Origin of the sequence: Amycolatopsis rhizosphaerae (assembly GCF_007713715.1) — a bacterium.
Taxonomy (GTDB): Bacteria; Actinomycetota; Actinomycetes; order Mycobacteriales; family Pseudonocardiaceae; genus Amycolatopsis_E; species Amycolatopsis_E rhizosphaerae.
In genome coordinates, this window is record NZ_VJWX01000180.1 from 1 (window position 1) to 13,081 (window position 13,081).

The window sequence follows — 13,081 nt, forward strand, 5'->3', positions numbered from 1 at the left end:
CGCTCGGACATCGGCGGCGGTGCCCCCGGTGCCGGTCGCGAGGCCGTCCCGGGTGCCGGTGCCGGTGGCGGGCCCGACGGCGACGGCGAGGGCCCCGAGCCCGTGAGCTCGTTCGGCGACCGCGTCCACCCCGTGTCGCGGTGCTCGTCGAGCTGTCCCGAAACGGGCTCGTTGTCCGGCGCGGCGTGCCGGGGGCGACGAGGCTCTTCGGACATCACTTAACCCCCACTGTAGGAAACGGTCGGCGGGGACGCGTGCCCGAGCACGGGCGCGATCCACTGGTCGTAGTTCGTCTGCCAGGTTCCGTTGCTCTTCACCGACTCCAGCACCGAGTTGACGAACCGGACCATGTCCTCCTGGCCCTTCGGGATCCCCACCCCGTACAGCTCCTTGGTGAACGGGCTGCCGACCACGGCGACGTTCGGGTCCTGCTTGGCCATCCCGGCCAGGATGACGTCATCGGTGGAAATGGCGTCCACCTGTCCCTGCTGCAGCATCACCAGGCAGTCGGACCAGTTGCTCACCGACACCGGGATCGGCTTCGAAGCGGCCTTGGCGATGGTGCTCAGCGAGGTGGACGTCTTGGCGGCGCAGACCTTCTTGCCCCCGAGATCGTCGAGTCCCTTGACGGCGGAGTCCTTCGGCACGAGCACCCGCTGGCCCGCCTGGTAGTAGGCGGCCGAGAAGTTCACGTCCTTCAACCGGGCACAGGTGATGCTGTAGGTCCGCACCACGATGTCCACGGCATTGGACTTGAGGACGTTCTCCCGCTCCGAGGAGGGAATCGTGATCCACTGGACGTGCCCCTGCCAGCTCCCGAAGAGCGCGGTCGCGATGGCCTTGACGATCTCGATGTCGAACCCTTCGAGATTGCCGTTGGCGGGGTTGAGGAACCCGAACAGGTAAGTGGTCTGGTCGACCCCGGCGATCAGGCGGCCGCGGCGCTGGATCTTCGCCATCGTGGAGCCGGACGTGATGGACGAGCTCGGCGGCAGGCTGTCGGTGTTGCAACCACCCGAGTTCGGCCCGCTGCTCGTCGGGTCCGCACCGCCGACGTTCGCGGGCTGCGGCTGCCCGACGGTGCCGACCGGCGCCGGATCGACCGGGATACCCGCTCCCGCACAGCCGGTGGCCAGCAGGGCGAGCGCCGCGACCAGGGCGCCGAACCTTCTTCGTGTGCTCACCGGTACTCCCTCAGCCGGTCACGGATACCTATCGTCACGCCCGCGGCGGCGACGACGGACAGCACCGCCACACCCGGGGCCAGCAGGGTCAGGGCCCGACCCCCGCTCGAGGTCTCGTCCAGGAAGTTCTGCCGTCCGATGTTGATCGCCTTGACCAGCGCGTCGTCCAGTTTGGCGAAGGAAGCGGCGGGGCCGTTCACCTGCGAGGCGTCCATCGCCTGCTTCACCGCGGTGGCGTAGTCACCGCCGTTGTCCTTGGCACGGACGTCCTTGTGCGCGGTCTGCCAGTCGTTCACGGCGGCCAGCGCCACATCGATCTGTTTGGCCGCGTCCCCGGTCATCACGTCCTTGGCCTGCTTCAACAGCGAACCGACGACCGGCGAAAGGTACTTGTAATCCTGCTCGTAGCCTGCCCCGTCACCCCGGGCGACCAGCGTGAGCAGTTCGTCGGCACGCGCCTGCACGGCACCGCTGCGCGCCTGGACGAGCACGTCCACCGGATGACTGCCGTCGTCCCTGCCGCCGCCGACCAGCACGCTCTGCACGATCAGCGCGACCGAACCCCACAGCAGCGCGATCACCATCGCGCAGGTGCCGACCACCAGTCCGATGTTGAGCAACCGGTTGGTGCGCCGGGTCAGGTACACCTGCGTCGCGATCAGCGCGGCGAGCAGGACCACCAGCAGCGCCATGGTGAACCACGGGAAGCCCCGGGCGTCGTCCTGCTCGGCGACCAGCCTCGCGGTGTCGATGCGGTAGAGATCCGCCGCGGCGGGCAGGATCGTCGTCCGCATCAGGTTCGACGCTTCGCGCAGGTAGGAGGCGCCGACCGGGAAGCCCAGCCGGTTGTTGGTGCGCGCCGTCTCGATCTTGCCGGTGTAGACGGGCAGGTTGCGGCTGATCACGTCGACCTTCGCCGCGGCGTCGGCGACGCCCTCCGCGTCCGACGCGGCCTTGGCCAGTGCCGCGCCCGCGCGGGCGATGTCCACGTCGTACCGGTTGCGCAGGTCCTGCGGTTCCGTCCCGGTCACCAGGAAAGCGCTTGCGGCGGTGGCATCGGCGTCCGAAAGCGAGCGGTACACCTCCTGGGAGGCGGCCGTCAGCGGTTCGCGATGCTCGGTCAGGTCGCTGAGGGTGCTCTGCTTGCCCTGCACCATGACGGTGCCGACCAGGCCGGTGAGCAGCGTCAGCAGTACCAGTGCGCTGCCGATCACGGTCAGCCTGCCCGGGCTCGTGCGCACCGAGCGCATCAGGCCGCGGGCCGCGGCGACCGGCAACTCGATCAGCCCGGCGAAACCGGTACGAGTAGCCTCAGGCGAGCCGACGGGCGCCGGCGCCGGAGGCTGCTCCGTCACGGGTGCGCCCGGCCCCCCAGGCCGCGTCGCGGTGCTCGTCATCAAATCCACCCCTCGCCCGGAGACCACCCGCATGAAGGTATCCGAGGCGCCGCGAGCACCGCCATCGACTCCTGCGCTTTCCCTGCCGGAACAGGGAAGATGGACCGGCGCCGGACAAAGGCGTTATTGATATGTGTCTTGTCCGATGCCGTCGGCGAGCCGGGATTGCGTTGGGGGAAAAACACCGACAGGCATGCTGTGCGCCACCTCACACCTACCGGGTACGGCAGGAGCCCCCGCCTCGTCGAGGCGGGGGCTCCTTGTCGAAAGCTTGTGTCAGATGATGCTGACCGAGGTCGCCTGCGGGCCCTTCTGGCCCTGGCCGATCTCGAACTGCACGCGCGCGTTCTCCTCCAGGCTACGGAACCCGTTGCCCTGGATCTCGGAGTAGTGCACGAACACGTCGCCACCACCGTTGTCGGGAGTGATGAAGCCGAACCCCTTCTCGGAGTTGAACCACTTCACAGTGCCCTGAACCATAAAAGATATCTCCAAATACAGCAAACAAAACGAGAACACCGTGCCGATGCCCCGGGTCACTACGAGACGGTTTGCTCTCCCAAAGGGGGAACCACTACGCCCGCTAAGTCTTGCGAGCGTGGGTAAACACGAACACAAAAGCTTGAGACCACCATCAGTACATCACAGATCCGGCCGGAACGCCAACCGTCGAAGCCGATCGGGTGTCGGCCAGCGCACCTGGCGGACCCAGCCGAGCCTTTCGAAGATCCAGATCAGCCGGGCGGTGATGTCGATCTGCCCGCGCCCCACCCCGTGCCGGGCGCAGGTGGGGTCCGCGTGGTGCAGGTTGTGCCAGGCCTCGCCGAAGGAGAAGATCGCCAGCGGCCAGAAGTTCGCCGCCCGGTCCCGGCTCGCGTAGGGGCGCTCCCCGATCATGTGGCAGATCGAGTTGACCGACCAGGTCACGTGGTGCAGCAGCGCGACCCGCACGAACCCGGCCCAGAAGAAGGCCGTCACCCCGCCCCAGACCGACCAGGTCAGCAGGCCGCCGAGCACGCCGGGGAGCAGGAAGGTCAGCGCCACCCACAGCGGGAACAGGCGGTCGACGGCGCGGATGTCGCGGTCGGCGAGCAGGTCCGGCGCGAACCGTTCGGCGTTGGTCACGTCGCGTTCGAACAGCCAGCCCATGTGGGCGTGCCAGAAGCCCCGTGCCAGCGCCTTCGGACCGGTACCGAACAGCCACGGAGAGTGCGGATCGCCCACGCGGTCGGAGAAGGCGTGGTGGCGCCGGTGGTCGGCCACCCAGGTGGTGACCGGCCCCTGGGCGGAGAGGTTCCCGGCGATCGCGAGCGCGACGCGCAGCGCCCGGCCGGTCTTGAACGAGCCGTGCGTGAAGTAGCGGTGGTATCCGGCCGTGACACCGAGCCCGGACACGACGAAGAAGAACGCGCCGAGGCCGATGTCCAGCCAGCTCAACCCCCAACCCCAGGCGAAGGGCACCGCCGCGGCCAGGGCCAGCAGCGGCAGCAGCACGAAAACCTTGACCGTGACGTGCTCGGACAACGACCTCGTGCCGGAAATGATCGGTTTTGGTTTCCGTACCGGAGTTTCCAGAGACATATGAAGAGACCAGTTTTCACGTTTCGATACGCAGCAAGGAAATTTCAACGTACGTGAGCGGCGGGGAAAACGCGAGCGGACCCCGCCCCCGCCTCGCGGAAATGGTTCAGTTCGGGCGAGTCCGCGGGAACAGCGCACTGAGCCGGATGTCGGGCGCGACCACGTCCGGGTCGGTGCGCACGTCGATCACCGTCGGCCGCTGGTGGTGCAGTGCCCTGCTCACCGTGGGTTCGAGTTGTTCGGGCGATTCGACCGTGTAGCCCACCGCGCCGAAGGAACGCGCCCACGACGCGAAGTCGATGATGCCGAGCGAAACGCCCGACAGCCGCCCGTGGGTACGGGCCTGGTGCATCGCGATCTCGCCGTAGATACCGCTCTGGATCACCACGACGATTATCGGCACCCGGTACCGCACCGCGGTCTCCAGCTCCTGGCCGGTCATCATCGCGCTGGCGTCCCCCACCATGGCGACCACCGTGCGCTGGGGCGCGGCGAGCTTCGCGGCGACCGCGGCGGGTACCGCGTACCCCATCGCACGGGCCGAGGGCCCGAGCTGGGTGTGCGGGGCGGTGAAGCACCAGTACCGGTGCACGAAACCGGCGAAGTTGCTGGAGTCGGCGGCCACGATGGTGTCCTCGGGCACCACCTTGCGCACCGCGCGCACCACCTCGGCCGGGTGCACCAACGCGTTGCCGCGGGTGTCCGGCGGGGTCATGAACGTGTGGGTCCCCGCGTTGGCCGCGGAACTGCGCCGTGTCCTCGGCTCCGCGACCGCGCACAGCTCGCGGAGGAACGGGCCGATCTCGCAGTCGATCCGGACGGTCAGGCCGCGGCGGCGGGTCGGCAGCGGGTTGGGCCCGATGACCACGAGGGTCTGGCTGGGACCCGGGTACCGGTAGTTCTGGGTGGTGACCTCGTCGAGCCGGGCGCCGAGGGAAAGCACCAGGTCCGCCCGCGCGAGCGCGTCCAACTGCCGGGGCGGGATGCCGATCCCGAGGTGCCCCGCGTACCGGGCGTGGTTCTCGGGGAAGGCGTCCTGCCGCCGGTAGGCGTTGTACACGGACAGGCCGAGCTTGTCGGCCGCGACGATCAGCTCGTCGCGGGCCTGGCGCGCACGGCTGCCCGCGATCACCACCGGGTAGCGGGAGTCCGCCAGCAGCCCGGCGACCTCGTCGGCCGAGCGCAGCAACGCACCCGACCGCTCCGGTGGCGGTTCGGGTGCGGGCAGGGGGGCATCGAACGGGGCGCCCCAGACGTCGGCCGGGACGGCGAGCACGGCGGGTCCGCGCCGGCCTCGCTGGACCTCCGTGAGCGCCTGGGCGAGCAGCACCGGCACTTCGCCGGGGGTGGTGGCCCTGGCGAGCCACTTCGCAAAAGGGCGAAAGAAGGCCAACTGGTCCAGCTCGTCGTCACCGCCGCCGACGAGGTTCATCGACGGCGGGTCGGCGAGCAGCACGATCAGCGGGGTCTCGTCCTCGCACGCGGTGTGCAGTCCGGTGGCGAAGTGGTACACGCCCGGTCCCCGGCTGCCGAGCAGCAGGGCCGGCCGGTCGCGCAGCTTGCCCTCGGCCTCGGCCATGAAGGCCACCGCGGACTCGTGCCGCGCGGCGACCAGCCGCATGAGGGGTTCGAGCTGGATCGCGTCGAGGAGCTCCAGAAAGGAGTCAGCGGGCACGGTGTACGCGTTCCGCACACCGGCATCGACCATAACCCGGACCGCGGCCTGGGCGACGGTCCATCCTCGCTGATACGTGATGACACAAGGTAATCAAGCGCGCGTACTCCGGTCAAGTGAACGTGATGTCATCCGATCGGTTGGTAAACACCCCTGAGTAGAACGGGATCGCGGTCCTTTGTGGACATCGGGCGCGAGGGCCTCGCGCCGGTCCGGACGGAGCCCGGGCTAAGCTACCGTCCGTGATTTCAGGTTTCGGGGTGGCGGTGGCGGTCTGCGCCCTCGTCGTCGCGGCCTGGAGCTTCCTGCTCGCCGCCCGCGACCGCGAGCCCGGACGGCCCCTGCTCGCCGCGCTCGGCCTGGTCGAGCTGCTGCTGGTCGTCCAACTGGTGATCGGCGTGGTGCTGCTGATCGGCGGCCACCACCCCGGCAGCCTGGTGACGTTCCTGGCCTATCTGATCGGCTCGCTCGTGATCATCCCCGCCGGTGCCGCCTGGGCGCTGGCCGAACGCAGCCGGTCCAGCACGGTGATCCTCGGCATCGCCTGCGTGGCCATCCCGGTCATGGTGTTGCGCCTGCACCAGATCTGGGGAGGTGCCAGTGCCTGAGACGAAGAACACCGCGACCGGGCCGGGCCGGGTACTGGTCGCCGTCTACGCGATCTTCGCGCTGGCCGCGACCTCGCGGGCCGCGGTCCAGATCGCCACCAAGTTCCACGAGGCGCCGCTGGCCTACCTGCTGTCGGCGCTGGCGGCCGTGATCTACATCGTCGCCACCGTGGCCCTCGCCAGGAAGGGCTCCACCTCGTGGACCGTGGCGCTGGTCTCGTGCAGCGTCGAACTGCTCGGTGTGCTGGCCGTCGGCACCCTCAGCGTGTTCGACCCCGCCGCGTTCCCGGACGCGACCGTGTGGTCCGGCTACGGCGAGGGCTACCTGTTCATCCCGCTGGTGCTGCCGGTGATCGGGCTGTTCTGGCTCCGCCGTACCGCCCGCGTCACCGCGGACTGAACACCTCAGGGCTTCCACGCCAGCCCGGCCACGCCCTGGGCGCGGGAGGGATCTTCGGGCACCACCACCGCACCGGACTCGGGAGTGGTCCACTCGGGCGTCCACACCAGGCCCGGCGGCTGCACCAGCGGCCAGTCCCCGAAGAACGCGAGCAGTTCGCCGCGGTGGCGAGTGATCATCGGCGAGGTGGTCTGGTCGTAGTCCTTGGCCACCGCCTCCAGCTTCGCCCTGGCCTGCGCGGACATGCCGTCGGTGGTGATGTGGGAGATCGCGAGCCCCGAGCCCGCGGTGGCCTGGTCGCGGAAGAACGCCACCGAGGGGTGCGGGTTGGCCTCGTCGGGCACGAAGTGCAGTACCGCGGTCATCAGCAGGCCGACCGGACGGCGCGGGTTGATCAGCCGGGAGCCGAGGACCGCTTCCCACAGTTCCTCGTGGCGCAGGAGATCCCCGTTGACCGAGCGGTTGCGCTCCAACTGCCCGGTCTGCTGCAGAAGCCGGTACGTCCGGTCGCTGACCAGCGGATCGTGGTCGACGTAGACGACGCGGCATTCTCCCGGCGCGTACTGTTCGGCGACCTGGTGGACGGTGCCGTCGACGAGGAAACCGGACCCGAGGTCAATGAACTGCCGGATCCCGCGCGCGATCAGGTGCCGGACGGCCCTGCCCACGAAACCTCGGTTCTGGCGGGCCGCCCACGGCAGGTCCGGCAGCGTCGCGATCTGGCGCTGCGCGAACAGCCGGTCCGCGGCGTAGTTCGAGGTCCCGCCCAGGTAGTAGTCGTACACCCGGCCCTCGTGGGGCTTGTTGGCCGACTCGGCCAGCAGTCGCTCCGCGTCCCCACGGGCCAGCGCCTGCACCGGCCCGTCCAACCGAGGCATCGACGTTCCTCCCGGGTCCTTCAGGTCAAGGCGAGCGGCCCGATCTTGCCGTAAACGAGACCCGGATGCGGCTCGTTCCAGAAAATGAACTCAAAAGCACCAATGCCCCGGCCCGCGCTACCGCTCCCCGGCCGCGGCCCGGATTCCGCCGAGCACGGTCTCCAGCATGCGGTCGAACTCCTCCCGGGAGCCGAAACCGGCCTGCAAAGGGGCGAGCGCGGCCATCGTCGGGTATTCCGCGAGGAGCAGGTCAGGGGAGACGGCCTCCGAGGCCGCACTCAGCGTGGCGAGCAGATAGCCGTTGAGGAAGCCGAACAGGAGCAACGGCGCATCGGCGACGACCCGGTCCGGAACACCTTCACGGCGCATGGCCGCCGCGAGTTGTTCGAGGGCGGCGAGGGCGACCGGCGAGGTCTGGGCCCGCGTGGTCAGCAACGGGAACACGCGGGGATGCCGGTGTGCCAGCTCGCGGTAGGCGTGGGCCATCCCGCGGGCGACATCGATCCAGTCGCCGCCGGGAGGCGCGGAGCCCAGTTCGGCCCCGGTCTCGGCGAGGACCGTCGCGGAAACCGTGTCGAGGAGCGCGGCCTTGCCCTTGACGTGGTTGTAGATCGACATCGGGTCCACCCCCAGTTCAGCGGCCAGCCGCCGCACGCCGAACCGCTCGAGCCCGTCCCGATCCACCAGTTCGACCGCGGCCTGGCCGATCCGTTCGCGGGTGAGTCCCGCCGACTGTCCCTGTGTGCGATTGACCACTGCCAAGGCGCTCCCGTAGCCGAAACCTACGCTGTAGACGTATACCTACAACGTAGGAATGATATCCCGGGAGCATCCGGAAGGGCTGGCTTCTCATGGCGACACCCACTGACAACCCCACCCGGCGGCGTTGGCCGGGAGCCATGTTGCTCGGCCTGGCCCTGACCGTGGTCGCGACGCTGGCCCCGCTCGTGGACGTGGCCACCGTCGACACCGTTGCGGACCACGTGCGCGCGGCCTACCCCGATTGGGGCCCCGACCTCGTGAAAGCCGACCGGAACGCCATCGTGATCTACCTTGTGATCATCGGCGTTCTCGGCATCCTCTGCTGGCTGCCGATGATCTGGGCAGTGGTCACCCGCAAGCGCTGGGCCCGCGGGGCCGCGACCATCGTGTTCGTCGTCGGCGCCTGCCTCTCCCTGGCGCATCTCACCATGGGCGGTGGGGCGTACAAGGTCATCCTCCCGCTCGGGTACGGGATATTGACCCTGCTGCCGACCATCGCCGGCCTCGCTGCCGTGGTGTCCCTCTGGCGCGGACGCCCCGTGAAGCTCTAGGGCCGGCGCCTGCTCGGCCGCCTTCCTTTCCCGAGCCCACACGAGAGCCAGCGCCGCCAGCCCACCGGCGCTGAGCACGGCGCCGACGATCGCGACCGAGCGGACGGGTAACCCGAGCGCGATGTCCTGCCCGCCGAGCCACGCTCCCAGGCCGTTTCCGATGTTGAACGCGGAGACGTTCACCGACAGCGCGAGGGTGGGCGCCCCGGTGGTGCCGCGCATGATCCGCGCTTGCAGGCCGGGCACGATCGAGAAGCCGAACGCGCCGAACAGGAGCAGGACCGGCGGGGTCAGCACCCGCGAGGGCAGGACCAGCCAGAGCAGGAGCAGACTCAGCGTCAGTCCGGTGAGCAACGCGACGAGGGAGCCCAGCAGCCACCGTCGGCCAGCCGTCCCCCGGCGAAATTGCCCAGCGCCGAGCCGGCGCCGAACACCAGCAGCAGCACCGAAACCCAGCTCACGGGGAAGCCGGAAACGCCGGTGACCAGCGGGGCCATGTAGGTCATCACCGCGAACAGCCCCGTCTGGGCCAGCGTCGTGATGAGGATCGACTGCCACACCGCGGGGTTGCGGAAGACCGCGAACTCGGCCCTTACGGAGCCACCGTCGGCGGCGACGGCCGGCGCCGTTCGCCACAGCGCCACCGCACACAGCACGGAGGCGACCGCGATGACGCCGAAAACGGCGCGCCAGCCGAGATGCTGCCCCAGCAACGTGCCTAGCGGCGAGCCCAGCACGGTGGCCAGGTTCAGCCCGAAGGCCAGATTCGCGATGGTGACGCCCGCCTTCTCGGGCGGCACCAAGGTCAGCGCGACGATCACGGACACCGCGAAGAACGTGCCCTGCGACAGAGCGCTCAGCACCCGGCCGACCGCGAGCCATGCATAGGAAGGCGCGACGACGGCGATCACGTTGCCGGCCGCGAACAGCCCCATCAGTGCCAGTAGCAGGGCCTTGCGAGGAACCCTCGTGGTCAGCGCCGTCACGACGGGTCCGCCGACGACGGCCCGGCGGCGTACAGCGTCACGAGCAGACCGGCGGACGGGACCGAGACGTGCAGGTCGACGGCAAGCTGCGGAAGCAGCCCGGTCACCACGAGCTCGGCAGTGCCGATGCAGAAGATGCACAGCATCAGCGCGATCACGGGTATGGCCATCGATCCCCCTCCGGTCCGACCTACATCGCCGCACGGCTACGAGCTGCGCACCCGGATCGCAGCACTCACCGGGCACATCCGCCCCATCGCCGAGGGAACCCTGTATCCCAAGATCAAACGCATGGAGCAGGCCGGGCTGCTGCACCGAACCGGGCCAAGCCGCGGCACCCCGCCACGTACTCACCCTCACCGACGCGGGACGCACCGCCCTGCGGGCACGGCTACGCGCACCGGAAGACCTCGACATCAGCGACGAGAACCGCTGGTACGTCGTCCTGGCCTTCTTGCGCCACCTTGACGACCCGGCCGCGGAAGCCGCCGTCCTCCACCGGCGCCTCACCTTCCTCCAAGAACCGACCAGCTTCTTCTACGAACGCGGACGCCCGCTCAGCGCGGAGGACTTCGACGACCCGTACCGGCAGGGGATGCTCACCATCGCCAAGGCCACCAGCCAGGCCGAACTGGCCTGGCTGCGGAAAACCCTCCGGCAACTGGAGAAGAGCGACTCCCGGGCGCAACACGCCTCCGAGACGGGGGCCACACGGGGAACAACCACCCAGCGTGGCCGAGGCGCTGCGAGCACCGGCTAGACTACGTGCGCGGGCCGTTAGCTCAATTGGTAGAGCTGTGGACTTTTAATCCATAGGTTCCGGGTTCGAGCCCCGGGCGGCCCACCAACTTGGTCATTGTGCGAACCGCTCCGTCTGAGGCCGTTTCCGCTGGTAGGGCCAGTTCCTCGTGGTTGCCGCGGGGTTGGGGGACGCGGAAGACGGGGATGAGTCGGTCGGGGCCGGTGATGGTCACTTTGGCGATGAGCGTTTCGACGAGGGCTTTGATCTGGTTGTGGGTGCCGCTGGTGATGATCTCGGCGATGTGATCGGCGATCGCGGTGAGGGTCTCGGGCTCGGGTGCGGTGGGTTCGTCGTCCAACGCCAGAAGCAGCTCGTCGCGGCGGGCGCGGAGTTGTTTGGTCTTGGCTCGTAGGTCGGTGAGTCGGTCGGAGACGAGTTCCTCGTCCATGATGCCGCGTTCGAAGGCGGTGAGGTAGCGGCCGATCGCTGCCTCGGTCTTGGTGATCTCGGCGTCGACGGCGTTGATCTCGGCCTGTCGGTCGGCGTGCGCGGCGCGGTGCTGTTTCTGTTGCTGGGTGATGATGTCGCGGATCAGGTCGTGGCGGGTGCGGTAGAAGGTGCCCAGTGCGTCGAGGATCGCTGCGTCCACGGCGTTGGCGTTGAGTCGCCGGTAGTCGCATTTGCTGGCGTCGTACCGGGCGAGGTTCCAGCAGGTGTAGTAGCGGTAGGTCTTGTTGCGGCCGGTGGCGCGGGTGCCGATCATCGGTTTGCCGCACTTGGGGCAGCGCAGGCGCCCGGTGAGGACGTAGTCGGAACCGGAGGCGGCGCGGTGGGCATGGGACTCGCCTCGCGCATCGAGGATGGCTTGGGCTTGCTCCCACACGGTCGATTCGATGATGGGCGGGTGGGCGCCGGTCACGGTGGTTTCCCGGAAGGTGAGTTCACCGAGGTAGACGCGGTTGTTGAGGGCGCGGATGACTTGGTGCCCTGACCATCGTCCGCCAGTGGTGGTGCGGTGACCACGGTCGTTGAGGACCTTGGCGATGCCGCGGGTGCCGAGCCGTTCGCGGGTGTAGAGGTCGAAGATCAACCGCACGATCACTGCCTCGTGCTCGTCGGCGATCAGAGCGTGGGTGGCTTTGTCGACCTGGTAGCCGAAAGGGCGTTTGCCACCTTTCCATTTGCCTTTGGCGTGTTTGCGTTCCATGCCCGCGATGACGCGGTCGATGATGGTGTCGCGTTCGAACTGGGCGAACATGCCGAGCATCTGCACCAGCATGCGGCCCATCGGGGTGGACGTGTCGAATGGCTCGGTGGCACTGCGGAACACCACCCCGGCGGAGTCCAGTTCGTCGAGCAGCACGACCATGTCACGGAGGTTTCGGGAGAACCGGTCGACGCGGTAGACCAGCAGCACGTCGATCGCTCCGGCGCGGGCGGCGGAGAGGGCGCGTTGCAGACCTGGCCGTTCGGTAGTAGCGCCGGAGGCGTCGTCGGGAAACCGGGCGACGAGCCGCCATCCGGGCTGCGATTCGATATAAGCCTGCAGGCGAGTGTCCTGGGCTTCGATGGAGTAGGGCTGGTGCTCGTCATCGGTCGAGCGCCGCACGTAGACGCCGACCCGTACGTCCTCGCCGAGTATGGCCGCTGTTTTTCTTGCCCGCTGCGCGGTCGAAGAGCGCGCCATATGACCAATCCTTCCTATGGGTCACACATTTATGTTCCATTATCGCTCAGTCGCCACAAGAATGCAGAGCCAAATAGCTTCGATTACGCAGCTTTTCTGCGTGCTTCTTTCGCATTTTCCTGCTTGTTTCGCCACTGGGTTACGAGCGTGGCCAGGACGGTCACGGCGACCTCGTATTGCTGTGGTGTCATCGATTCAGTGTCAATCCGCTCCACGCGCCATGTGCCCTGCGTGGACGATCGTGCGGGTCGGAGCGGGACCACGGTGGCGTCATAGCTGTCGTTCTCGGGGCGGTTGGGCTGGCGTTGGGGCATGGCGCACCTCTCTGCCTCAGGCGGTTTGACGGCCCTCGTGGTCGATGTCGTCCGCGAGGATCATGTCGTCGTTGCCGCTCACCTCCCTCCAGTAGTCGGCCTGCTCCGAAGGCGCCACGGAGCGGACGGAAACGATCTCGGCGAGAGTCGAGCGTCCGTATTTGGAGATGCTGCCCAACGGGATCCATACCTGGCCGTGCAAGCCTCCCGGGGTGGGGTTGGTGTACTCGGCGCAGGCGAGGGCGACGGGTAGTCCGGTATTGGCGCCCAGGTGCTTGGTGATCGCGTGGCGGAGGATCTGTTCGCGGCGCAGGGT

16 protein-coding genes, 1 tRNA gene and 1 pseudogene are annotated in these 13,081 nt (G+C 68.5%); 7 read left to right on the top strand and 11 right to left on the bottom strand.

The genetic code is table 11. The features are described from left to right. Window positions 1–218: 218 nt before the first annotated feature. The 5 genes from FNH05_RS18575 to FNH05_RS18595 form a co-directional block, all read right to left on the bottom strand. Entirely contained in the window at window positions 219–1,184 is a 966-nt protein-coding gene (locus FNH05_RS18575; protein WP_246127817.1) for a glutamate ABC transporter substrate-binding protein, read from the bottom strand. Further along, the gene (locus tag FNH05_RS18580) at window positions 1,181–2,581 is read right to left on the bottom strand and encodes a hypothetical protein (protein ID WP_144589969.1); all 1,401 of its coding nucleotides are present in this window, start codon (window positions 2,579–2,581) and stop codon (window positions 1,181–1,183) included. Before FNH05_RS18580 ends, FNH05_RS18575 begins: the two co-directional genes overlap by 4 nt. Before the next feature lie 276 nt (window positions 2,582–2,857). Beyond that, a complete protein-coding gene (locus FNH05_RS18585; protein WP_144589979.1) occupies window positions 2,858–3,061 on the bottom strand; it encodes a cold-shock protein in 204 nt (67 codons plus the stop codon). A 162-nt stretch (window positions 3,062–3,223) separates the two neighbouring features. Next, complete coding sequence (locus FNH05_RS18590) at window positions 3,224–4,162, bottom strand: acyl-CoA desaturase (protein ID WP_144589970.1); 939 nt, start codon at window positions 4,160–4,162, stop codon at window positions 3,224–3,226. Between the two features lie 106 nt (window positions 4,163–4,268). Then, entirely contained in the window at window positions 4,269–5,918 is a 1,650-nt protein-coding gene (locus tag FNH05_RS18595) for a thiamine pyrophosphate-binding protein (protein WP_281287615.1), read from the bottom strand. Window positions 5,919–6,079: 161 nt separating this feature from the next. On the opposite strand from FNH05_RS18595, the gene FNH05_RS18600 reads away from it, so the two are divergent. After that, entirely contained in the window at window positions 6,080–6,445 is a 366-nt protein-coding gene (locus tag FNH05_RS18600) for a hypothetical protein (RefSeq protein ID WP_144589972.1), read from the top strand. Then, window positions 6,438–6,845: a hypothetical protein gene (locus tag FNH05_RS18605; RefSeq protein WP_144589973.1), complete on the top strand. Its 408-nt coding sequence runs from the start codon at window positions 6,438–6,440 to the stop codon at window positions 6,843–6,845. The genes FNH05_RS18600 and FNH05_RS18605 overlap by 8 nt, the downstream gene beginning before the upstream one ends. A 5-nt stretch (window positions 6,846–6,850) precedes the next feature. On the opposite strand, the gene FNH05_RS18610 is transcribed toward FNH05_RS18605, so the two are convergent. Next, window positions 6,851–7,723: an SAM-dependent methyltransferase gene (locus FNH05_RS18610; RefSeq protein WP_144589974.1), complete on the bottom strand. Its 873-nt coding sequence runs from the start codon at window positions 7,721–7,723 to the stop codon at window positions 6,851–6,853. Window positions 7,724–7,840: 117 nt separating this feature from the next. After that, entirely contained in the window at window positions 7,841–8,479 is a 639-nt protein-coding gene (locus tag FNH05_RS18615; protein ID WP_144589975.1) for a TetR/AcrR family transcriptional regulator, read from the bottom strand. A 95-nt stretch (window positions 8,480–8,574) separates the two neighbouring features. Here FNH05_RS18615 and FNH05_RS18620 point away from each other — a divergent pair, with 95 nt between their 5' ends. After that, the gene (locus FNH05_RS18620; RefSeq protein WP_222426647.1) at window positions 8,575–9,036 is read left to right on the top strand and encodes a hypothetical protein; all 462 of its coding nucleotides are present in this window, start codon (window positions 8,575–8,577) and stop codon (window positions 9,034–9,036) included. A 338-nt stretch (window positions 9,037–9,374) separates the two neighbouring features. On the opposite strand, the gene FNH05_RS18625 is transcribed toward FNH05_RS18620, so the two are convergent. After that, window positions 9,375–10,022, bottom strand: a complete 648-nt coding sequence (locus FNH05_RS18625; RefSeq protein WP_186382610.1) for an MFS transporter — start codon at window positions 10,020–10,022, stop codon at window positions 9,375–9,377. Continuing rightward, window positions 10,019–10,192 (bottom strand): MFS transporter, encoded by a 174-nt coding sequence (locus FNH05_RS38120; RefSeq protein WP_186382612.1) that lies wholly within the window; start codon window positions 10,190–10,192, stop codon window positions 10,019–10,021. Before FNH05_RS38120 ends, FNH05_RS18625 begins: the two co-directional genes overlap by 4 nt. Between FNH05_RS38120 and FNH05_RS40045 the strand changes: the two genes are divergently transcribed. The 4 genes from FNH05_RS40045 (at window position 10,185) to FNH05_RS39330 (ending at window position 11,176) form a co-directional block, all read left to right on the top strand. After that, a complete protein-coding gene (locus tag FNH05_RS40045; RefSeq protein ID WP_222426648.1) occupies window positions 10,185–10,490 on the top strand; it encodes a PadR family transcriptional regulator in 306 nt (101 codons plus the stop codon). The two genes, FNH05_RS38120 and FNH05_RS40045, sit on opposite strands and share 8 nt — an antisense overlap. Continuing rightward, window positions 10,477–10,782, top strand: coding sequence for a hypothetical protein (locus FNH05_RS38855; protein ID WP_222426649.1), 306 nt, complete (start codon window positions 10,477–10,479; stop codon window positions 10,780–10,782). The genes FNH05_RS40045 and FNH05_RS38855 overlap by 14 nt, the downstream gene beginning before the upstream one ends. An 11-nt stretch (window positions 10,783–10,793) precedes the next feature. Further along, window positions 10,794–10,869: transfer RNA gene (locus FNH05_RS18635), tRNA-Lys, on the top strand. A gap of 76 nt (window positions 10,870–10,945) precedes the next feature. Then, window positions 10,946–11,176: a hypothetical protein gene (locus FNH05_RS39330; RefSeq protein WP_246127818.1), complete on the top strand. Its 231-nt coding sequence runs from the start codon at window positions 10,946–10,948 to the stop codon at window positions 11,174–11,176. A 270-nt stretch (window positions 11,177–11,446) separates the two neighbouring features. On the opposite strand, the pseudogene FNH05_RS39335 reads toward FNH05_RS39330, so the two are convergent. Both FNH05_RS39335 and FNH05_RS38125 read right to left on the bottom strand, forming a co-directional pair. Beyond that, window positions 11,447–12,451: pseudogene (locus FNH05_RS39335) on the bottom strand (recombinase family protein); the annotation flags it as partial. A gap of 330 nt (window positions 12,452–12,781) precedes the next feature. Then, window positions 12,782–13,081 (bottom strand): hypothetical protein (locus FNH05_RS38125; RefSeq protein ID WP_186382611.1); only part of this gene is annotated, 300 nt, incomplete at its 5' end.

Bases quoted from the DNA above. Each gene is read 5' to 3' on its own strand.
- FNH05_RS18585 (WP_144589979.1), bottom strand. From the start codon at position 3,061: ATGGTTCAGGGCACTGTGAAGTGGTTCAACTCCGAGAAGGGGTTCGGC.
- FNH05_RS18580 (WP_144589969.1), bottom strand. From the start codon at position 2,581: ATGACGAGCACCGCGACGCGGCCTGGGGGGCCGGGCGCACCCGTGACG.
- FNH05_RS38120 (WP_186382612.1), bottom strand. From the start codon at position 10,192: ATGGCCATACCCGTGATCGCGCTGATGCTGTGCATCTTCTGCATCGGC.
- FNH05_RS40045 (WP_222426648.1), top strand. From the start codon at position 10,185: ATGGCCATCGATCCCCCTCCGGTCCGACCTACATCGCCGCACGGCTAC.
- FNH05_RS18620 (WP_222426647.1), top strand. From the start codon at position 8,575: ATGGCGACACCCACTGACAACCCCACCCGGCGGCGTTGGCCGGGAGCC.
- FNH05_RS18590 (WP_144589970.1), bottom strand. From the start codon at position 4,162: ATGTCTCTGGAAACTCCGGTACGGAAACCAAAACCGATCATTTCCGGC.
- FNH05_RS18610 (WP_144589974.1), bottom strand. From the start codon at position 7,723: ATGCCTCGGTTGGACGGGCCGGTGCAGGCGCTGGCCCGTGGGGACGCG.